We start from the raw sequence: 21,361 nt of genomic DNA on the forward strand, positions 1-21,361 counted from the left end.
GGGACGGGGACCAATCCGCGCTCTATTCGGCGGAGTTGAGGACCGCCTCCATCACGGCCCTGGCGATCGGCGCCGCGCTGCCGCCGCCGCTGATGTCGTCCCGGTTCGCGGAGGCGTCCTCCACCACGACGGCCACCGCGACCTGCGGCTGCGAGGCGTCGTCGGCCTGCGCGTAGGAGATGAACCAGGCGTAGGGGATGCCCTCGTTGTTCACGCCGTTCTGCGCGGTGCCGGTCTTGCCGCCGACGGTCGCGCCGGAGATCCGGGCGTTGGTCCCTGTGCCCTTCTCCACCACGTTCACCATCATCTGCTGCAACTGGGTCGCCGTGTACGGGGACATGGCCTGCTTGTAGGTCTTGTTGCCGGTGCTGGAGACGGTGTCGCCGTCGCTGGTCGTCGTCCTGTCGACCAGGTGCGGGGACATCAGCGTCCCGCCGTTGGCGACGGCCGCCGCGACCATCGCCATCTGGAGCGGCGTGGCGGCGGTGTCGTACTGCCCGATGGAGGACAGGGCCAGCTGCGACTTGTTCATGTCGGTGTCGAAGTTCGACTTGGCGGCGGTCATCGGCACCTTGATGCCGGAGTCGTTGAAGCCGAAGTTCTCCGACATCTTCACCATGTCGGAGAGCCCCACCCGCACGCCGAGGTTGGCGAAGACGGTGTTGCAGGAGACCTGGAGGGCGTACTCCAGCGTCGCGTCCTCGCAGGCCGCCGACGCGGACTCGTTCGTCAGCTGCGTCGTCGTGCCGGGCAGCGTGTACGGGGACGGGGTGTCGGTCGGCGTGTTGATGCCGCCCACGACGTTGTTCTCCAGGACGGCGGCGGCCGTGACGACCTTGAACGTCGACCCCGGCGGATACGTCTGCCGGATCGCCCGGTTGAGCATCGGCTGGTCGGAGGAGGCGTTGAGCCGCGCCCACGCGCCCGTCGTGGAACTGCCCGTCCCGGCGATGTCCCCGGGGTCGTACGACGGTGTGGAGACCAGCGCCAGGATCTTCCCGGTCGACGGGTCGATCGCGGCGACCGCGCCCTTCTTGCCGCCGAGCCCGGAGTACGCGGCCTGCTGCGCGGTGGCGTTGATCGTCGTCTCGACGTTGCCGCCGGGCTCCTGCGTGCGCGAGATCTCGTCCCAGAACGGGATCGGCGACAGCATCGGGTCGGTGCCGGAGAGGATGTCGTCCTCGGCGTTCTCCACGAACGTCGTCCCGTACGTCTGCGAGGCGTACCCGGTGACGGGGGAGTACAGCGGCCCGTTCTTGTACGTGCGCTCGTAGCGCAGCGACTCCCCGGTGTCCTTCGACCCGGTGACCGTCCTGCCCTGGACGAGGATGTTGCCGCGCGGCTGGTCGTAGCGCTGGATCGTGGAACGCCGGTTGGCCGAGTTGTCGTCGAGCGACTCGGCCTGGAAGACCTGGATGCGGGCCGCGTTCAGGAGCAGCGCGACCAGCAGGATCAGGCAGAAGACCGAGGCGCGGCGGATGTACTTGGTCACTTGGCGCCCTCCGCCGGGTTCAGGGGGGTCTCGGGCAGCAGCCCGCCGCGGGCCTGGTCGCTGACGCGGATCAGGATCGCGACGATGATCCAGTTGGTGACGAGGGACGAGCCGCCCTGCGCGAGGAACGGCATCGCCATACCGGTCAGCGGGATCAGGCCCATCACGCCGCCCGCGATGACGAAGACCTGGAGCGCGACGATCGAGGCGAGGCCGATGGAGAGCAGCCTGCCGAACGGATCGCGCAGCGCGAGCCCGGCCCGGTAGCCCCGCTCCACGAGAAGCGCGTACAGCAGGAAGATCGCGGTCAGTCCTGCCAGGCCCAGCTCCTCGCCGGCCGTCGCCAGGATGAAGTCCGACTTGGCGGCGAAGCCGATCAGGATCGAGTGGCCGAGCCCGAGCCCGGTACCGAGCATGCCGCCCGCCGCGAACGCGAAGAGGGACTGGGCGAGTTGGCTCGCGCCCTCGCCCGCGTCGATGGACGCGAAGGGGTGCAGCCAGTCCTCGACGCGGCTGTGCACATGCGGTTCGAAGGAGGCGACGACGACCGCGCCCGCCGCGGCGAGCACGAGCCCGATCGCGATCCAGCCGGCCCGGCCCGTGGCCACGTACAGCATCACGACGAAGAGGCCGAAGAACAGCAGCGACGTACCGAGGTCGGTCTCCAGGACCAGGACGCCCACGCTGATCAGCCAGATCGCGAGGATGGGCGCGAAGACGCGCATGGTGGGCAGTTGGAGCTTCCAGATCTTCTTGCCCGTGTAGCGCAGGGCGTTGCGGTTCGCCGCCAGATAGCTGGCGAAGAAGATCGCGAGCAGGATCTTGGCGAACTCGCCGGGCTGGATGGAGAAGTTGCCGATCCGGATCCAGATCCGGGCGCCGTTCACGGCGGGGAAGAAGATCGGCAGGATCATCAGGATCAGCGCCGTGACGACCGACAGATACGCGTATCTCTGGAGCACGCGGTGGTCGCGCAGGAAGACCACGAACGCGATGAACAGGCCCACCCCGAGCGTCGACCAGATCAGCTGGGTGGGGGCCGCCTCGTCGTTGGGGGTCTCCAGGTCGAGGCGGTAGATGAGGACGAGACCGAGGCCGTTGAGGAGCACGGCGATCGGCAGGAGCAGCGGGTCCGCGTACGGGGCGCGGAAGCGGACCGCGAGATGGGCGAGGAGCGCGAGCACGCCGAGCCCGGCGCCGTAACCGGCGGCGCCGGGCGGGACGGAACCATTCTTCGCGAGCCCCACGTCGCAGTAGCCGTAGACGCTGAGCAGGACGGCCAGGACGATCAGGGCGAGTTCGGTGCCGCGCTTCTTCGGCACACGGACCGCGGGTACCGAGGACGGTGCTGTGGTTCCCGTGGGACCCGTTGATCCGGTCATGCCGGGAACGTAGCAAGCAAGTCCGCGATATTCAGTGATATCCGCTTATGTCAGCACCAGCGGGGCGCGGGCCCGATGTTGTCGATGTACTTGGCCGAGCCCCAGGCCCAGGTGCCGTCGGTCAGCAGGTACCAGAGGTTGTTGCCGCCGACGTCGTCACCGCCCGTCTTGCAGAAGATCGGGACGATCGCGTGGTACGGCTCGGTGCGGATGACGCGGCTGCCGCGGGTGGGGGCGTCGCGCAGCAGCAGGCCGGACTTGGCGGTGACGCGGCCCTTGTAGACCGGCGGGTTGTTGTTCGCGCCGCTCGCGCTGTCGGCGGCGAGGGCGGGCGTCGCGGTCGCGGCCAGGGTGGCGACGGCGGCGACGGCTATGCCGAGGCGGGTGGTTGCGGTCCGTGCGCTCATGCGGGTCTCCTGAGGGAGCTGGGATGCCGGGCCGGTCGGGGCCCTGCCTCTCACCTAATGCGCCGGACGGGGGATGCGCACGGCGGCGGACTCCGCCAGGGTGACGCTGGGCGCTTCACCCGGGCCAGGCCGCGGGCTCGTCGTAGGGGAGCGTCAGCGTGGCGAGGGCCCCTCCGTCCGCCGGGTTGGTGAACACGAGCCGCGCACCCAGGACTTCGGACTGGCCGAGCGCGATCGTCAGGCCGAGGCCGTGTCCCTTCGCGCCGCCCTCGGTACGGAACCGCTGCGGGCCGTGCTCCACCAGGTACTGCGGATAGCCCTCGCCGTGGTCCCTGACCGTGATCACCGGACCGTCCACCGTCAGCACGACGGGCGGGCCGCCGTGCCGGTGGGCGTTGGCCACGAGATTGCCGAGGACCCGCTCCAGACGGCGCCGGTCGGTCACCACGCACACGTCCCGTACGACGACGACCTCGGTCCGCGTCCCCGACGCGCGCACCACGCGCTCGGCCACGGGTCCCAGCCAGTTCGCGTCCAGGTCGACGCGCTCGCTGCGGGCGTCGAGCCGGGAGATCTCCAGGAGGTCCTCGGTGAGGGTGCGCAGCGCGGCGACCCGGTCGCGGACCAGCTCGGTCGGGCGGCCCGGCGGCAGCAGCTCGGCCGCGGCGTGCAGGCCGGTCAGCGGGGTGCGCAGCTCGTGCGCGACGTCCGCGGTGAAGCGCTGCTCGGTGAGGATCCGGGCCTGGAGCGAGGACGCCATGCTGTCCAGGGCGCCGGCCACCGCGGCCACCTCGTCCTGATGGCGCGCGGGGTCCTTCGTCCGGGGGTCGTTGACGCGGGCGTCCAGGTCCCCGGCGCTGATCTTGCGGGCGACCCGGGCCGTCGTGTGCAGCCGCCGCGTCACCCGGGTCACGGCGAACGCGCCGACCAGGAGCGTCGCCCCGATGGCGAGCACGGACGAGCCGAGGATCGCCTGGTCGAGGCCGTCGATGGTGCGCGAGCCCTGCGAGTAGTCGATCTGCACGGCGAGCGTGCGACCGCCCTCCGCCGGGCCCGCCGCCCACATCGTCGGCCGCGCTTCGTGCCGGCCGACCGTGGTGCCGCGCTGCCCCTTCACCGCGAGCGCGTGCAGGGCGCCGGGCAGGTCCGGCGGGTCGACGCCCGCGCCGGGCGGCAGGCGGCGCCCGGCCTCGTACCGCGTCGTCGCCTCGGCGAGCAGCGTGAGCGCCCGCTCCCGGGCCTGGCCCACCGTCTGGTTGGTGACCGAGACGTGCACCAGGATGCCGAGCAGCGCGGCCAGGGCGCAGCACATCACCGTGATGAACGCGGCCGCCTTCCAGGTCAGCGTCGCGGTCCAGGACGGCAGCCGGGGCCGCTGCGCCGACGTCATGAGCGGCTCGGGGAGGGCGACGGCGCCGGGGTGCTCGGTGCGCCGGTGCGGATGATCTCGTCGCGCGCCGGCAGCATCGCCTTCTGGTGCGGGTCGTACGACCAGGAGGTGCGGTACTCGTATCCCGGCAGGTCGGCGGCGGAGCGGACGACGACGCTGCGCCCGGCCAGCTGGACGTTGATGACGGCGTCCTTGTCGTCCATGATCTGGATCAGCTTGCCGCCCGTGTACGTGTAGACCTGCGTGTACAGCTGCCGCTTGGGCGCGCGCACGGCGACCAGGAGGTCGTCCGCGCCGTCGCCGCTCAGGTCCCGGTAGTAGGCGTCGAGGACCGGGCATCCGGCGGTCCGCGGGCCGGGGTCGCCGCAGTCGGCGAGCGCGTCCACGACGTCCTTGTAGTCCTGCGGGTCGGAGGTCACGCGGGCCCGCACGATCGTCACCGGGTCGACCTTGCGCAGCTTGCCGCCGGGGACGTCGACACCCTTGATCACCGCGGTCTCGCCGGCGCCGTAGTCGTCGGCGGCGCGGGTGGCGGGCGGCAGCGAGGGCCACAGGCGCTCCGGGCCCACCGCCGTCGGTGTCGGGCCCGCGCTGCGCAGCCCGCCCGCGTCGCCGCAGCCCGCGAGGAGCGGGGCGGCGGCGCACACGACGGCGGCCGCGGCCACCGGTCCGCTTCGGCGCCTGTTCCTCACTGCACTCCTGACTGCCGGTGCCGCATCACGGGCGTCCCCCGACGAGGTCCGCGAAGAGAATGATGTTGTCACTGCGGTGACCGTCCACGATCGGGCCGCCGCAGGTCACGAGGCGCAGCGTGGGACGGTCGGTGCTCGCGTACACCTTATGGGTGGGGAATTCCTTTTTATTGACCTGCTGGATCTCGCGCACCTCGAACGTGGCCGTGCTGCCGTCCGCCCGCGGCACCTCGATCCGGTCGCCCGTCTTCACCTTCGCCACGTTCCGCAACAGCGCCGGTCCGTTCGCCGTGTCGTAGTGGGCGACGAGGACCGCGGCGCCCTTCTGCCCCGGCGTCGGCGACCCCGTCCACCAGCCCGGCTCCTCGGCCTCGGCGACCGACGGCACCTGGAGCGCGCCGTCCGTGTCGAGGTCGAGCCGCAGCATGGAGTGCGCGTCGACCCCGGCGGCGGGTATGCGCAGGCCGGTCGGGGCGCTGCGGTCCATCGCGGCCGCCGCGTGCGCCGCGCGGCCGGCCGGGGCGGTGGTGCTGCTCACGCTCACGTCGGGCGCCGGGCCACCGCTGTCCTGGCCACCCTGCCCGCAGGCGGTGACCCCGGCGGCGAGGGAGGCCGTCAGGAGTGCGGTCGCGGCGATACGGGCGGGGATCTTCACGGGGGCTCCAGGAGGGGTGTGGGGGAGTTCGACGTCGGGTCCTAGGCGTCGGCCCGGCCGCGGCGGACCGTGGAGTACACGAGCCCCGCGGCGCCGGCGGCGGCCATCGTGCCGCCCGCCGCGAGGAAGAACGGGTTGACCGTGGCCTCGTCCGGCGCCTGGGCCGCGGGCCGCTCGCGGACCTGGCCCGCGTCGGCCCCGGCGGTCGCGGTCGCCGGGGCGGCCGGGCTGTCCGCGAACGCGGCGGCGGGCACCAGGAGGGCGCCGCCGGCCGCGGCGGCGACGACGGCGCTGCGGAGAAGGGTGAGGCGCGGGCGCATGAGTGACTCCGTCCTGTTTGACATCCCGTGTGGTGCATTCACCGTAAAAGTCGGCCATCACGGCACTTCGGCGACTGTGTAACAGCGGGGCCAAGCTCTGCGCCCGATGTGGTTAATGCCGCCGGTCCCGACGGTTAAGGGAGGCATGTCGCGGTTGCGGGCTTCTTGCCCTGCGGCGGCCCTTGCTGCTCCCATGGTCATGGGGTGATGGGGCATGAGCGGACTGCGCGTCATACCGACCTGGCGGCACGGCCAGGAGCGGCTCTACGTGTGCGGGGACGACGGCAGGAACGTCGCCTGGTACGACCGGGAGGCGGCCAGGGTCAACCTGCTCAGCGAGAGCAGCAGACAGGATGTCCTCGACGTGCTCGGGCCGTTCCTCACCGGACAGGTGACCGTCGGACCGCCGCCGGTGCCCACCCCGGCCGAGCTGGCCAGGCTCAGCCTCCACCCCGACGACGACCTCGCGCCGAACCGGCCCGGCGAGGCCCTCGTGATCTCCCTCGACCGCGAACCAGGACCGCAGCGCAGGCTGCGCACCGACCCGAGGCGCCGGGCGCTGGCCGCGCAGCAGATGGTCGGCGAGCTCCTCGACGGGCTCGAAGCGGCCGGCTGGCGGGTGCTGCACTCGGTCCCGCTGCCCGGCGGCTCGCGCCTGCACCACCTTCTGATCGGCCCCGGCGGACTGTTCGCGCTGCACGTCCTGCCCGCGCGCCGCCAGCGGGTCAGGGTCAGCGACCCGATGGTCTCGGTGGGCCGCGCGGACCCGGAGCCGCTGCTGCGCCGGGTGCGCGCGGACGCGTCCCGCGCCTCGTTCGCGCTCACCGCGGAGGTGCGGGCCGCGCTGGTGGTGACGGAGCCGGTCGCGGTGGACGTGCTCGCGGCGCCGCGGGACGTCCGGATCCTGACGGTGCCCGACGTCTCGGGCCTCGCGCGCTCCGGCGGTCTGCTCAAACCGGCCGATGTGGAAGCCCTGCACGCGATGGCCAGGGATCGCGGGACATGGGCGCGTGTATGAACGGGAGCGCCGAATTATTTGCGATTTCGTCGCGCTGCGGCCGTTATGGAGCGTACCCGTCCGCATGTATAGTCCAGTGGTTTGGGCGGTCTGAGGGAGCAGCCTCATGAGGGGCTGGGGCCGCCGCTGAGCTGGGGGATGTGCATGGTCATGCGGAACGGTCCGGTGTATCGAATTCTGGGCCCGCTCGAAGTCGCCTTCGAGCAGTTGCCCGAGAGCCGGGTGCCGCGTGGCCGAAAACAGACGGTACTGGCCGCCCTGTTGCTGGAGGCGAACCGTGTTGTCAGCACAGAGTCCCTGATGGAGGCGGTATGGGGTGAATCGCCGCCCCTTACCGCACGTACCCAGATACAGACCTGCATCTCCGGCCTGCGGACACTGCTCGCGGAAAGCGGGCGCCCTTCGGACATCGTCACGAAAGGGCCCGGTTACATGATTCAGGTTTCCGAAGGTGAACTCGACAGTCAGGTTCTCCTTTCCGGTATTTCCGAGGCTCACGCGCTGCTCAGGGAAAACCGAGCCGAAGACGCGCAGGAGATTCTCCGTTCGGTCCTTTCCCTGTGGCGCGGGCCCGCAATGAGCGGCACCGGAAGTGACCTCCTGCGGGTGCGCGCCCAGCATCTGGAGGAGGCTCGCCTCGGCGCCCTGGAGACGTACACAGAACTCCGGCTCGACGCGGGACGCCATGCCGAACTGGTCGGGGAACTGCGGTCGTTGCTCGCCGAGCACCCGCTCCGCGAGCGAATACGGGGGCAGCTGATGCTCGCCCTGCACCGCTCGGGCCGCACCGCCGAGGCGCTCGAGGCGTATCGCGCCGGGCGCCGGCTCGCCGTGGAGGAGCTGGGGCTTGAGCCCGGCGACGAGCTGAAGGAGATCCAGCTCGCGATCCTCTCCGGCGAGGCGGGCGGCGTCGCGCCCGCGGCGCCGGGCCCCGCCGCTGTTCCTGCCCCCGCCGTCGCGGAGACCGTCGCGGACGGCGTCCCGGCCGCCGACGCCGACGCCGCCGACGGGGCCCGCGGGGCCGAAGGGCTGCCCGTGCCCCGCCAACTCCCGCCGGACGTCGCCGGTTTCGTCGGCCGGGCCGACCGGCTGCGGACCGTCGAGGACCTGCTGACCGGGCCGGGCGACGTCCGCGCGGTCGCCCTGACCGGGCCGCCCGGCATCGGCAAGAGTGCCCTCGCGCTGCACGCCGCCCACCGGATCGCCCGCCACTTCCCCGACGGACAGCTGTACTGCGACCTCGGCGGCGCCCCCGGCAGCAGGCTCACCGCGAGCGATGTCCTGGGCCGGTTCCTGCGGGCACTCGGTGTGCCGGGCGAGGCGCTGCCCGCGTCCTGTGACGAACGCGCCGCGCTGTACCGGCAGTTGCTCGCCGGGCGTCGGATGCTCGTCGTTCTCGACGACGTGGCGACCGAGTCCCAGCTCGGCCCGCTGCTGCCGGGCCCCGGCGCCGGCGCGGTCCTCGTCACCGGCAGCCCGCGGGCGGCCGGTCTGCCCGGGGTGCGGGCGCTGACCGTCGACGTCCTCGAGGACGACGAGGTGCTGCGGATGCTCGCCGCCGTCGTCGGCGAGAAGCGGGTGGCGAGCGAGGCGCAGGCCGCCGAGACGCTGGGCCGCATCGTGGGCCGGCTGCCGCTGGCCCTGCGGATCGTGGCGGCCCGGCTCGCCGCCCGCCCGCACTGGTCGCTGGCCTGGATGGTCGAGCGGCTCTCCGACGAACACCGGCGCCTGGACGAACTGGCCTACGGGGACCTGGCCATCCGCACCGGTATCGCCCTGTCCTACGAGGCCTTGGACGACAGCGCCCGCCGGCTGCTGCGCCTGCTGAGCCTGCTCGACGGGCCCTGGACCGGCGGCTGGGTCGCCGCGGCCCTGCTCGACGTGGATCTCTTCCACGCGGTCGACCTGCTCGACCAGCTGGTGGAGGCGCAGCTCCTCGAAGTGGTGGGCAACGACCCGACCTCCAGCCCCCGGTACCGGCTGCCCGGCCTGATCCGGCTCTTCGCCCGCGAGGAACTGGAACGCCACCGCGACACCGACGGCGGCGACGCCGCCCTGGAGCGGGTGGTCGGCGGCTGGCTCAGCCTTGTCGACGAGGCCCACCGGCGCATCTACGGCGGCGACTTCACCATCCTGCACGGCTCCGCTCCGCGCCGCAGCCCGGCCGGACTCGCCCTGCACCGGGTCCTCGCCGACCCGCTGGGCTGGCTGGAGTCCGAGCGGGCCAACGTGTGCGCCGCCGTCGGCCTCGCTGCCCGCACCGGACAGGCCGAGGCCTGTTGGGACCTGGCCACCGGCCTGGTCTCGCTGTTCGAGGCGCGCTGCTACTTCGAGGACTGGGAGCGCACGCATCTCCAGGCGCTCGACTGCGTGCGCGACGCCGGCGGCGAGCGGGGCCGCGCGGCCCTGCTGTGCTCGCTCGGCTCCCTGCACCTGAGCCGCTCGCAGCTCAAGGCGGCCCGGCAACGCCTGGTGCCCGCACTGGAGTTGTTCATCGGCCTCGGCGATGTGCACGGCTGCGCGCTGGCCCGGCGCAACCTCGCCCTCCTGGAGTTGCGCAACCGCGATCTGGACGCGGCGCTCGGCCGCTTCTGGGTGGCGCTCGGCGAGTTCCGCGAGGCGGGCGACCAGGTCGGCGCGGCCAGCGTGCTCGTCCACATGGCCCGTCTGGAGGGCGACCGCGGCAACTGGAGCACCGCCGGCGGCTATCTCCACGAGGCCCTGGAGATCTGCCAGGGCGCGGGCAGCCGCCGTGTCGAGCTGCAAGTGCGCTATGTGCTGAGCGATCTGATGCAGCGTCAGGGGCGGTACGAGGAAGCCGAGAACGTCCTCACCGACCTGCTGCGACAGGTGCGGGAGCGGCGCGACGTGGCGGGGGAGTCACGGGTACTGCAGCGGCTCGGCGGCGTCAGTGCCCGGCTCGGCCGCAACGACGACGCCCAGCGTCTGCTGCGCGCAGCCATAGCGACGCGGGAACGCATCATGGACCGGGTCGGCGCGGCCGAGGTGCGCCTGGAACTGGCCCAGCTGGAGGTCGCCCTGGAGGACAGGGTCACCCCGTCCGGCGGTTCGGGGCCACGCGGTCTGCACTGCTGAGCCGCGCGGTCGTCACGCTGAACGGTTCGGGGCCCGGCATGCCGCGGTCGGGCCCCCGGGACGGCTCAGCCCAGCGGCCACGGGGTGTCGTCGTCGGCGGCGGCGGTCGTCGAACCGGTGCCCGGGCCCGGCCACGGCGTGTCCAGCGGGGTCGCCGAGGCGCTCACGCTCTGGTCGTTCGGGGAGGGCCAGGGGGTGTCGGCGGCAGCCTGCCCGCTGAGCGCCACCGGCAGGACTGCCGCTGCTACCAGGGACGTCACCACGATCGAGAGGGTCTTCCGCACGTCTGCTCGCTTTCCGAAGCCGATGGGTCGGCCGAGTACTGGTTGCTCGGTACAGCGATGCTATGCAGCCCCGCTATCGGCTCGCTATCGCTTGGCCTATCACCGCGCTACCCGCGCCCGATATACGGCCGAAAGCGCACCGGTAGGGGCCGTCTCCAGGATGGGCCGAGGCGGTGACCGAAACCCGGTGACCGCGTCCGACCCGCACCTGGAGGATGGTCCGTGGACGCGCAGTACGGCACGCACCCCCCGTCGATCGCGGCGCACTTCGCGCGGCAGGCGTCCCGCACCCCCGAGCGGACCGCCGTGCGCGGCGAGGACGCCGAGCTGACCTACGCGGAGCTCGACCGGCGCTCCGACCACGTGGCACGGCACTTGCAGGACCAGGGGGTCCGCCCCGGCGACGTGGTCGCGCTCGACGCCGACCGCCGCGCCGCCACCGTCGTCGCCCTCCTCGGCATCCTCAAGGCGGGCGCCGCCTATCTCGCCCTGGAGCGGCGCTATCCGGCCGAGCGCCGCCGGGTCGTCCTTGCCGACAGCGGCGCCGTTCTCACCCTGACCCGCGACGACCTCGACGCCGTCCCCGAGGGGCCTGCGCCCGAGCCCGTCACCACCGGGCCGGACGACGTCGCGTACGTCGCCTACACCTCGGGCTCGACCGGCACCCCCAAGGGCGTCAGGGTCCCGCACCGCGCGGTCCTGCGGCTCGTCGTGGACGCCGACTTCCTCACCATCGGCCCCGACGACGTCGTGCTCCAGTACGCACCGGTCGCCTTCGACGCCTCCACCCTGGAGATCTGGGGGCCGCTGCTCAACGGCGCCCGGCTCGACTGCGCCCCCGAGCGCGACCTGTCCGTCGGTGAACTGACCAAACACATCGGCCACTTCGGGATCACCGTCCTGTGGCTCACCGCCGGCCTGTTCCAGCAGGTCGTGGAGTACGGACTCGACGACCTCGCAGGCGTACGGGTGCTGCTCGCCGGCGGGGACGTCCTGTCGCCGCCGCACGTCAACCAGGCACTCGCCGCGCTGCCCGGCCTCACCCTCGTCAACGGCTACGGGCCCACCGAGAACACCACCTTCACCTGCTGTCACACGATCACGGAGCCGGTGGACGGCGCCGTGCCCATCGGCCGCCCGATCCGCGGCACCGGCGTGCACATCCTCGACGCCGGCCTGCGGCCCGTGCCCGACGGCGAGACCGGTGAGCTCTTCGCGACCGGCGACGGCCTCGCCCTCGACTACCTGGGCCACCCCGAACAGACCGCCCGCGCCTTCCTGCCCGACCCGTTCGACGACCGGCCCGGCGCCCGCATGTACCGCACCGGCGACCTGGTCAGCCGGCGCCCCGACGGCGTCATCGAGTACCACGGCCGCGCCGACCGCCAGGTGAAGATCCGCGGCTTCCGGATCGAGCCCGGGGAGATCGAGGCGGCGCTCGCCGCCCGCGACGACATCGCCGAGGCGGCCGTCGTCGCCCAGCCCCAACCGGGCGGCGGCAAGCGGCTCGTGGCCTTCGTCACCGGCCGCTCCGGCGCCCGGCCGGCCACCCTTGCCCTGCGCCGCGAACTGGGCGAGGTGCTGCCCTCGTACGCCGTCCCCTCGCACGTCCGGGTGGTCGACGCCCTGCCGCTGACCGGGAACGGGAAGGTCGACAGGACCGCGCTCGCCGCCGACGTCTCCCCGGCCAGGCCCGAGCTGAACGCCGACTACCGCACCCCCGCCCCCGGCATCGAAACCGCCGTGGCCGACCTGTGGAGCGACCACCTCGGCATCGACGGGATCGGCGCGGACGACGACTTCTTCGAACTCGGCGGCCACTCGCTGGTCGGCGTGCGCATCACCGCCGACCTGGAGCGCGAGTACGGCGTCCAGATCTCCCCGGTCACCTTCTACCTCGCCCCCACCCCGGCCGGCCTCGCCGACGCCGTCGTGCAGGCCGGCGGTGACCGATGAGGATCGGCGCCGCCCCCGCGGCGGACGAGCCCGTGGACGTGGCCGCCGCCGACCTGTTCGACCCGGAGTACCACGCGAGCGGCGACCCGCACGCCCTCTGGGCCCATCTGCGTGAGCACGCCCCGCTGCACCGTCAGGTGCTGCCCGACGGACGGCGGTTCTGGAACGTGACCCGCTACGACGACGTCTGCAGGGTGCTCGGCGACCACCGCGAGTTCACCTCCGAGCGTGGTTCCGTGCTCACCCAGCTCGGCCACGACGACGTCTCCTCCGGCAAGATGCTGGTCTCCACCGACCCGCCCCGCCACAGCGAGCTGCGCCGCCCCATGAACCGCCGGGTCACCGCGCGCGCCCTCGCCGACTGGGAGGGCCGCATCCGGCAGGCCGTCACCGAGTTCCTCGCCCCCGCCCGTGACGGCGGGATCTGGGACGTGGCCGAGCGCGCCTACCGGCTGCCCATGACCGTCGCGGGCGCCCTCATGGGCGTACCGGAAGAGGACTGGGACGAGCTCGTGCGCTGGACGGCGATGGCCGCCGCGCCCGACGACGCCGAGTTCCGCATCGGCAGCGCCGCCGCCACCCTCGCCGTCGCCCACCACCAGACCTTCGAGTACTTCGCCGCGCAGGTGCGCGAGCGCAGGAAGCGGCCCGAGGCAGGGCCCGGCCCGGCCGAGGACCTCATCGGGCATCTGATGACGATGAGCGCGGGCGACGCCCCGCTCACCGACGAAGAGGTCATCTACAACTGCTACAGCATCCTGCTGGGCGCCAACGCGACCACCCCGCACACCGTCTCGGGCACGCTGCTCGCCCTGAGCGAGCACCCCGACCAGCTGCGCAAGGCGGCGGGCGACCCCGGCGCGGTGATCCCCTCCCTGGTCGAGGAGGGGCTGCGCTGGACCTCGCCCGCCAGCAGCTTCCTGCGGTACGCCGTCCAGGACACCGAGCTGGCCGGCGGCCGGGTCGCCGCCGGTGACGCCGTCGCCGTCTGGGTCGGCTCGGCCAACCGCGACGAGCGCGTCTTCGCCGACCCGTACCGCTTCGACGTGCTGCGCGACGACAACAGGCACATCGCCTTCGGCTACGGCCCGCACTACTGCCTGGGCGCCCCGCTCGCCCGGATCACCTTCCGCGTCCTGTTCGACGAGTTCCTCCGCGCCTTCCGGTCGGTCGAGACCGCAGGCCCCGCCACCCATCTGCGGTCGGTGTTCATCGCCGGGCTCACCCACCTGCCCGTGCTGACCGAACCCCGCTGACCCGCGCGCCCCTCCACCAGATTGCGAGACACCCCCATGTCCGCCGGCACCACCCTGCCCTCCTCCCGCTGGCTCCTGCGCAAACCCGCGGCCGACGCCGCCGCCCGGGTCTTCTGCTTCCCCTACTCGGGCGTCGGCGCGTCCATGTTCAACGCCTGGCCCAAGCGGTTCGGCCCCGACGACTCCGTCGAGGTCTGCCAGGTCCAACTCCCCGGCCGCGAGGGCCGGTTGCGCGAGCCGCACTACGGCACGTACGAGCTGCTGGCCGAGCAGCTCGTCGACGCGCTCGCCCCGCACCTCGACCGGCCCTTCGTGTTCTTCGGGCACTGCGCGGGATCGCTGCCCGCCTTCGAGACGGCGCGGCTGCTCGCCGAGCGCGGACTGCCGCTGCCCGAGCGGGTCTTCGTCTCCGCGCAGGTCGCCCCGCACCACTGCCCGCACGACCGCTTCCTCGACATGACGGACGCCGAACTCCGGGCGGAACTGGAGGAGTTGACCCTGCTGCGTGGCGGCATCGCCCACCCCCAGCTGCTCGACCTCGCCCTCGCCGTCCTCAAGGAGGACCTCGACGCCAACCGCGTCTACACCCGGCAGGCCGCCACCCACGTGCCGTTCCCGATCGGCGTGCTGCACTGGGCCGACGACCCGGAGGTCACCCAGGACCAGCTCAAGGGCTGGCGGGAGTACGCGGACGACGTCACGTTCCCGGTGCTGCCCGGCGGGCACTACGCCTTTCTGAACGCCCCCGGTGAACTCCTCGGCACGCTCGGCGCCGCGCTGGCGGCCCGCCCGTGACCGACGTCAAGACCCAGGCGCCCGTGTCCGTACTGAAGTTGCCCGGCTTCCTGCGGCTGCTCACCGGCCGCTCCCTGTCGTTCCTCGCCACCGCCCTGGTGCCGACGGCGCTGACCCTCGCCGTCATCGAGGCCACCGGCAGCGCCACCGACCTCGGCCTGGTGCTCGCCGCCGAACTCGTGCCGCAGCTCGCGCTGCTGCCGATCGGCGGGGTCGTCGCCGACCGGTTCCCCGCCCAGCGGGTCGCCTTCGCCGCCGACCTGGTCCGGGGCCTGGCTCAACTCGCCATCGGTGTCGAGCTGTTGGCAGGGTCGGTACGCATCATCGACCTGGCCGCGCTGTCCGCGGTGACCGGCGCCGCCATCGCCTTCGGTACGCCCACGATGTCGCCGCTGGTCGCCGCCACCGTGCCGCCCGAGGCCCGGCTGCGGGCCAACGGCCACCTCGGCGTGGCCCGCGGCATCGCGCTGGTGGCGGGGCCGGGTGTGGCCGGTGTCCTGGTCGTCGCGGTCGGCGCGGGCTGGGCGTTCCTCGCCACTGCCGCGGTGTTCGGCTGCGCCGCCGTCACCCTGGGCGGCCTGCCCGCGGTCACCCCGGCCCGCGACGGGCGCACCGGCTTCTTCCGCCAGCTCGCCGACGGCTGGCAGGAAGTGCGCAGCCGCCCCTGGTTCTGGTCCAACCTCATCGGCCACGGCGTGTCCAACCTGGCCGCCGGCGTCCTGATGACGCTCGGCCCGCTGATCGCCGTGGAACGGCTCGGCGGCGAGTTCGCCTGGGTCCTCGTCTACCAGGCGGGCATGGCCGGCATGCTGATCGGCGCGTTCGTCGCGCCCCGGCTCAACGTGCGGCGGCCGCTGGTCGTGACCTCGCTGTGCGGCGCCCTGTTCGCGCTGCCGCTGATCACCTTCGCCGCGGGCTGGCCGACCTGGACCGACGCGGTCGCCTACGGCATCGCCATGCTCGGCATCGGCGTGCTCAACACGCTGTGGCAGACCACCATGCAGCGGCACTTCCCGGCCGAGGCGCTGGCCCGCGCCGACTCCTACGACGCGCTCCTGTCGTTCGCCGCCCGGCCGCTCGGGCTCGCCGTCGCCGCGCCGGTCGCGGCCCTGACCGGTGAGGCGCTGCCGCTCGTCACCGCGGCGGCGTTGGTCCTCGTCGCCAACCTCGCCGTGATCGCACTGCCGGACGCCCGCGCCATCACCGGACGCGCCCCACAAGAAGTCAACCCTCGCTGAAGAGGCAGGCACCCCCATGGCCCACCCCGCCACCCCCGACGCCGCTCCCGACCAACTCGCCGTGGTCGGCGTCGCGTTCGAGTTCCCCGAAGCCGACGACTGGGCCGCGCTGACCGCGCTGCTGCGCGGCGCCGGACACACCATGCGCCCCATGCCGGAGCGCCGCGTCAAGGACACCGGCCTCGCGCCGACCCCCGAGGACCGGGCGGGCGGCTGGATCGAGGACATCACCGGGTTCGACCACCGCCGCTTCGGGCTCTCCCGCGCCGAGGCCGAGCTCGTCGACCCGCGCCAGCGGCGCATGCTCCAGCTCGCGGTGCGCGCGATCGGCGCCGCCGGATACGCCCCCGCCGAGCTGGCCGGCAGCAACACGGCCGTCGTGGTCGGCGGGTACGGGGCCCCGCACCCCAGCCTGTTCAACCTGCTGCCGCCCGAGGAGCAGCGCGGCGGTCCCGCCACCACGGGCAGCCTGCACGCGTACGCCGCCGGCCGGATCTCGTACCACCTCGACCTGCGCGGCCCCGCCCAGGTCGTCGACACCTCCTGCTCCTCCTTCCTGGTGGCGCTGCACGAGGCCCGTTGGAAGCTGGCCAGGGGCGAGAGCGACCTCGCGCTCGTCGGCGGCTACGAGCTGGTGCTCGGCGCCGTGCCCCGGCACAGCGCCGCCGCCGACGACGGGCTCGGCGTGCTCTCCGCGACCGACCGCTGCCGCCCCTTCGACGCCGCCGCCGACGGCACCACGCACGGCGAGGGCGGCGGGTTCGTCCTGGTCAAGCGGCTTGCCGACGCGCTGCGCGACGGCGACACGGTGCACGCGGTGATCCGGGGCAGCGCCGTCAACCAGGACGCGGGCCGCAGCACCGGACTGACCGCGCCCAGCCCCCTCGCCCAGAGCGAGGTCGTCGCCGCCGCGTGGCGCGACGCCGGGGTGAGCCCCGCCGCCATCGGATACGTCGAGGCGCACGGCACCGGCACCAGGATCGGCGACCCGATCGAGATCCAGGGCCTGGCCGCCGCGTTCGGCCCCGACTTCACCGGCGTCCGCCCGCTCTCCTCCGTCAAGGCCAACCTCGGGCACCTGGGCTGCATGGCCTCGTTCGCCGGGCTCGTGCGGATCCTCGCCCAGTTCCGGGCCGGCGAGATCTTCCCCACCGCCCACTTCAGCGAGCCCTCCGAACTGCTCGCCCTGGACACCACCCCGCTGCGCGTCGCCGACCGCGTCGAGCCGTGGCCCGCGTCGGACGGCACCCGCGTCGCCGGGCTGAGCAGCTTCGGCCTCAGCGGCACCAACGCCCACCTCGTCGTCGAGCAGGGCCCCGCCCCCGCGCGCCCCGACGACGACACCGGCGCCGCACGCCCCGTGGTCCTGTCCGCCCCCACTGAGCAGGGCCTGCGCGAGCAACTGCGCGCCCTGCGCGACATGGTGGCCACCGACGTACCCGGCTTCGACCTGGCCGCGGCGAGCGAGACACTGACCGTGGGCCGCGAGCACGCCGCCCACCGGTACGCGACGACGGCGCGCGACGGCGCCGACCTGCTCGACCGGCTCGACGCGGCCCTGCACGGCAGGAGCGCGAACCCCGCGACGACCGGCGCGCTGGTCCTCGCCGTCGGCGATCTCGACAACGCCGACCTGACCCTGATCCGCCAACAGGCCCAGCTCCACCGCCCGTTCGGGGACGTGGTCACCGCGGCCGAGGCGCATCTGCCGGGCGGCGAGTGGAACCCGGCGCAGCGCGGGCTCATCGCCCTCGCGGGCACGCAGGCCGTGCTCGCCGCGGCCGGTGTCACGGCCGACCTCGTCCTCGCGCACGGCGTCGGCAAGGCCGCGGTGCGCGTGGCCGGCGGGGCCCCCGTCGCCGCCGAACTCGACGCGCTGGCCGAGCCGGGCCCCGCGGCCGCGCCGCCGGACGCCGACGCGCTCGCCGCGGCCCTCGCCGACCGGGGCACGGACCTCCTCGTCGTCGACCTCGCGCCGGGCAGTGCGCTGTCCACGCTGCTCGCCGACCGCGCCGCCACCGCGGCGACGTCGCCGGGGGAGATCCTGTGCCTGGCCTACGAGCGGGGCAGCGCCGTCGACTGGGCCGCCGCCCTCGGCCGGGCCCCGCGCCGCCGCGCCGAACTTCCCCTCGCGGCCCCGGCCCAGGAGCACTGCTGGCCGCGCACGGTCACGGCCACCACCGGCGCGCGGCCGGCCGAGCCCACCGACGCGCCCGAGCCCGAGCCCGCACCCGCACTCGGCATCGAGGACACGGTCCTGGCCTGCGCCCGCGATGTTCTGAAGGAGCCGGGTCTCCAGCTCGCCGACGACTTCTTCGACGCGGGCGGCAACTCGCTGAACGGCGGGCAGCTGGTGGCGCGGCTGAACGAGCGGTACGGCACGGAGATCGAGGTACTCGACCTGTTCGACCTGCCGGACCTCGCCGGGCTCGCCGCCCACGTGGCCGAACTCGTCCCCGAAACACGGGAGGTGGCCGCACCCGTCGTGGCCGCCGACGCGGACAGCGGCCCGCTCTCCGGAGCGCAGACCGCCATCTGGGCCGCCGACCGGCTCGACCCCGACACCGGCGCCTACAACGTGCCCGCGGCCTTCCTCCTCGACCGGCCCGGCGACCCGCAGGACCTCGCCGGCCGGCTCGCCGCCCTCGTGCGGCGGCACCCGATGCTCCGTACGTACCTCCAGGACACCGACGACGGGCCGCGCCAGCACGTCGTGCCCGCGGAGCACGCGTCCGTCCCGCTGGAGCGACTGGCCTTGGACCTCACCGCGCACACCGCCGCCGACGGGCACGAGACGCTCCTCGCCCGGCTGCGGGCCGAGGTGGCGAGGCCCCTCGACCCGTACGACCGGCTCCCGGCGCGCCACCAGCTGATCCGCGTCCGGTTCGCCGACGCCGAGCGGGACGTGCTGCTCCTCACGCACCACCACCTCTTCGTCGACGGCTGGTCCTGGCGGATCCTCTTCGCCGACCTGGCCGGCGAGCCCGGCACGGACACGGACCGCACCTTCCTCGACCACGTCGACGAGCAGCGGTCACTGCTCGCCTCGGCCAAGGGCGACGAGCTCACCGCCTTCTGGTCCCGGTACCTGGCCGGTGCCCCGCAGCCCGACCTGCCGGGCCCCACCGGCGACGGCGGCCGGGCCGAACTCCCGCTGGGCGACGAACTCGTCGACTCGGTGCGGAAGTTGGCGAGCGCCGCGCGGTGCACGCCGCACATGGTGCTGCTCGCGGCCTGGGTGGCGCTCCAGTGGCGCATCACCGGCGAGCGCGACATCACCGTCGCCGTGCCGTCCGCCGGCCGCGCCACCGCCGACGAACCCGTCGTCGGCAACTACGCCAACACCCTCGTCGTCCGCGTCGAGGTGCGCCCCGACGAGCCGTTCGCCGCCCTGCTCGGCGCCGTCCGCGAAGCCTCCCTGACCACGCTCGCCCACCAGAGCCTGCCCACCGACCGCATCCGGCGCCTGGCCAGGCCGGGATCGGCGCGGCCGCTCGCCGCCACCATGTTCGGCTTCAACAGCGACGTCGAGCCGCTGCGGGCGCTCGCCGACGGCGGCCCCGGCGTCGAACTCCTCGACGTCGGCCAGGGCGCCGCCACCTTCCCCGTCCAGCTCTCCGTCCTGGAGTACGGGGACCGGCTGCGGGCCACCGCCCAGTACGCCCCCGGCGGCCCGGCCGCCGACAGCGTGCGCGGCTGGCTCGACGACTACCGCGCGCTGCTCGCCCGGATCGCCGCCGAGGGCCCCGCCGCCCGCACCTCCGCGCTCTGCGCCGAACAGGCCCCCCAGGTGGCACCGCGCACCGAACTCGAAGGCGTCCTCGCCCAGTTGTGGGCCAAGCACCTCAAGCGCGACAGCGTCGGCGTCACCGAGGACTTCTTCGACCTCGGCGGCGACTCCCTCGCCGCCATCGCCATCGCCTCCCAGGCCGGCCGCCTCGGCCACCCGGTGCGCCCCCGCGCCATCCTGGACGGCCGCACCATCGAAGCGGTGGCCGCCACCGTGTCCCGTACGGCCGCGCCGCCCGAGCGGAGCGGCGGCGGCGACGAGACGCCCGTACGGGAACCCGCCGGGCCCGACGGACCGGCCGAACTCACACCTCCGCAAAGGGAGTTCCTGGCCCGCGGCGCCAAGAACCCCGACCACTGGAACCACGGCGTCAGCTACGGCCTCGGCCGTGCGGTCACCCTGGACGAGGCCCGCCGCGCCGTCGCCGCCCTCGCCGCACGCCACCCGGCGCTGCGCACCCGGCTGACCGGGGACGACGGCGGCATGCCGCGCCAGTACGCCGACCCGCAGGCGCCGGACGTCGTCGAGTTCGACCTGCGCGACGTGCCCGCGGGGCGGACACTCGACGCGCTGGACGAGCGGGCGAACGCGCTGCACGAGACGCTCGACCTGCACCACGGTCCCGTGACCCGGGCCGCCCTCGCCCGCACGCCCGAGGGGGAGGCCGACCGGCTGCTGCTCGTCGTCCACCACCTGGCCGTCGACCTGTACTCGTGGAACGTCCTCACCGACGAACTCGACGCACTGCTGCGCGACGGCGACGACCGGGCGCTCGGCGCCCCGGGCCCCTCCCTCTTCCAGTGGGCGGACCGGCTCGGCCACTGGGCCCGCACCCGCACCGACGCACTCGACGGCGGCTACTGGCTCGACCGGGCCTGGGACGAGGACGCCCAGCGCGCCACCGTCCCCGACGGGCCGCGAGGCACCGAGGGCAACACCCGCGAACTGACCACCCACCACCCGCTGCCGGCCACCGACGGACACACCCTCTACGAGGTGCTGCTCAGCGGACTCGGCGGCGCGCTCCAGACCTGGCTCGGCGCACGCGGCGGCGAGGTCGCCGTGCAACTCGTCGCGCACGGCCGCGAAGACCTTCTCGACGACCTCGAACTGGGGCGCACCGTCGGCTACTTCAACACCACCTACCCGTTCGCCCTGGCCCTGCCGGGCCGCCGCGCCCGCACCGCGCACCGCGCCCACGTCGCCGCCGAACTGCGTGCCGTCCCCCGCAGCGGCTTCGACTTCGAGGTGCTGCGCCACCACCACCCCGACGCCCGGGTGCGCCGCGCGCTCGGCGACATCCCGGTGCCGGGCGTCCTGTTCTCCTTCTGGGGCGCCCCCGCGTTCCGGGCCGGCGCCGGTGTGCTGCACGACGTGGACACCGACCATGTCGGCCGGGACCGCCCGGCCGACATGGAGCGGCCCTGCCCGCTGGAGGTCTACCCGAGCGTCGACGGCGACCGGCTGACCGTCCTGTGGCGCTACAGCGGCGAACTCTTCGACGGCGACCGGATCGCCCGCCTCGCGGACGCCTACGGCGCCGCCCTCACCGACCACCCGGAGGACTGATGTCCCTGCCCCCGGGCGCCC

At 73.8% G+C, this 21,361-nt stretch carries 15 protein-coding genes; 7 read left to right on the top strand and 8 right to left on the bottom strand.

Features of this window, described 5'->3' with window-relative positions; genetic code table 11:
* Positions 1 to 22: 22 nt before the first annotated feature.
* From AB0L37_RS28855 to AB0L37_RS28885, 7 genes are all read right to left on the bottom strand, one after another.
* Positions 23 to 1,492, bottom strand: coding sequence for a penicillin-binding transpeptidase domain-containing protein (locus AB0L37_RS28855; RefSeq protein WP_365511528.1), 1,470 nt, complete (start codon positions 1,490 to 1,492; stop codon positions 23 to 25).
* A complete protein-coding gene (locus AB0L37_RS28860; protein WP_365511531.1) occupies positions 1,489 to 2,874 on the bottom strand; it encodes an FtsW/RodA/SpoVE family cell cycle protein in 1,386 nt (461 codons plus the stop codon). The genes AB0L37_RS28855 and AB0L37_RS28860 overlap by 4 nt, the downstream gene beginning before the upstream one ends.
* 50 nt (positions 2,875 to 2,924) lie before the next feature.
* Positions 2,925 to 3,281 carry an SH3 domain-containing protein gene (locus AB0L37_RS28865; protein WP_365511534.1) on the bottom strand — a complete coding sequence of 119 codons (357 nt, stop codon included), beginning with the start codon at positions 3,279 to 3,281 and terminating at the stop codon, positions 2,925 to 2,927.
* 115 nt (positions 3,282 to 3,396) lie between these two features.
* Positions 3,397 to 4,671: a HAMP domain-containing sensor histidine kinase gene (locus tag AB0L37_RS28870; RefSeq protein WP_365511537.1), complete on the bottom strand. Its 1,275-nt coding sequence runs from the start codon at positions 4,669 to 4,671 to the stop codon at positions 3,397 to 3,399.
* On the bottom strand, positions 4,668 to 5,336 hold the full coding sequence (locus tag AB0L37_RS28875) for a hypothetical protein (protein WP_365511540.1): 669 nt from the start codon (positions 5,334 to 5,336) through the stop codon (positions 4,668 to 4,670). Before AB0L37_RS28875 ends, AB0L37_RS28870 begins: the two co-directional genes overlap by 4 nt.
* A gap of 52 nt (positions 5,337 to 5,388) precedes the next feature.
* Positions 5,389 to 6,018, bottom strand: a complete 630-nt coding sequence (locus AB0L37_RS28880; protein WP_365511543.1) for a class F sortase — start codon at positions 6,016 to 6,018, stop codon at positions 5,389 to 5,391.
* A 41-nt stretch (positions 6,019 to 6,059) separates the two neighbouring features.
* Entirely contained in the window at positions 6,060 to 6,338 is a 279-nt protein-coding gene (locus tag AB0L37_RS28885) for a hypothetical protein (RefSeq protein WP_365511545.1), read from the bottom strand.
* Between the two features lie 214 nt (positions 6,339 to 6,552).
* Here AB0L37_RS28885 and AB0L37_RS28890 point away from each other — a divergent pair, with 214 nt between their 5' ends.
* Together AB0L37_RS28890 and AB0L37_RS28895 are read left to right on the top strand one after the other, a co-directional pair.
* Complete coding sequence (locus AB0L37_RS28890) at positions 6,553 to 7,356, top strand: nuclease-related domain-containing protein (RefSeq protein ID WP_365511548.1); 804 nt, start codon at positions 6,553 to 6,555, stop codon at positions 7,354 to 7,356.
* A gap of 150 nt (positions 7,357 to 7,506) precedes the next feature.
* Positions 7,507 to 10,452 (top strand): BTAD domain-containing putative transcriptional regulator, encoded by a 2,946-nt coding sequence (locus tag AB0L37_RS28895; protein WP_365511667.1) that lies wholly within the window; start codon positions 7,507 to 7,509, stop codon positions 10,450 to 10,452.
* A 65-nt stretch (positions 10,453 to 10,517) separates the two neighbouring features.
* Here AB0L37_RS28895 and AB0L37_RS28900 read toward each other — a convergent pair whose 3' ends face one another.
* The gene (locus tag AB0L37_RS28900; protein WP_365511550.1) at positions 10,518 to 10,736 is read right to left on the bottom strand and encodes a hypothetical protein; all 219 of its coding nucleotides are present in this window, start codon (positions 10,734 to 10,736) and stop codon (positions 10,518 to 10,520) included.
* 222 nt (positions 10,737 to 10,958) lie between these two features.
* On the opposite strand from AB0L37_RS28900, the gene AB0L37_RS28905 reads away from it, so the two are divergent.
* The 5 genes from AB0L37_RS28905 to AB0L37_RS28925 are packed head-to-tail and all read left to right on the top strand — an operon-like array spanning position 10,959 to position 21,340.
* On the top strand, positions 10,959 to 12,692 hold the full coding sequence (locus tag AB0L37_RS28905) for a non-ribosomal peptide synthetase (protein WP_365511553.1): 1,734 nt from the start codon (positions 10,959 to 10,961) through the stop codon (positions 12,690 to 12,692).
* A complete protein-coding gene (locus AB0L37_RS28910; RefSeq protein ID WP_365511556.1) occupies positions 12,689 to 13,948 on the top strand; it encodes a cytochrome P450 in 1,260 nt (419 codons plus the stop codon). Before AB0L37_RS28905 ends, AB0L37_RS28910 begins: the two co-directional genes overlap by 4 nt.
* Before the next feature lie 36 nt (positions 13,949 to 13,984).
* Complete coding sequence (locus AB0L37_RS28915; RefSeq protein ID WP_365511559.1) at positions 13,985 to 14,743, top strand: thioesterase domain-containing protein; 759 nt, start codon at positions 13,985 to 13,987, stop codon at positions 14,741 to 14,743.
* Complete coding sequence (locus AB0L37_RS28920; protein ID WP_365511562.1) at positions 14,740 to 15,981, top strand: MFS transporter; 1,242 nt, start codon at positions 14,740 to 14,742, stop codon at positions 15,979 to 15,981. The genes AB0L37_RS28915 and AB0L37_RS28920 overlap by 4 nt, the downstream gene beginning before the upstream one ends.
* 16 nt (positions 15,982 to 15,997) lie before the next feature.
* Complete coding sequence (locus tag AB0L37_RS28925; protein ID WP_365511564.1) at positions 15,998 to 21,340, top strand: condensation domain-containing protein; 5,343 nt, start codon at positions 15,998 to 16,000, stop codon at positions 21,338 to 21,340.
* The last annotated feature ends 21 nt before the right edge of the window (positions 21,341 to 21,361 follow it).

The organism is Streptomyces sp. NPDC052225 (assembly GCF_040679615.1).
In the GTDB taxonomy this organism is placed as follows: Bacteria; Actinomycetota; Actinomycetes; order Streptomycetales; family Streptomycetaceae; genus Streptomyces.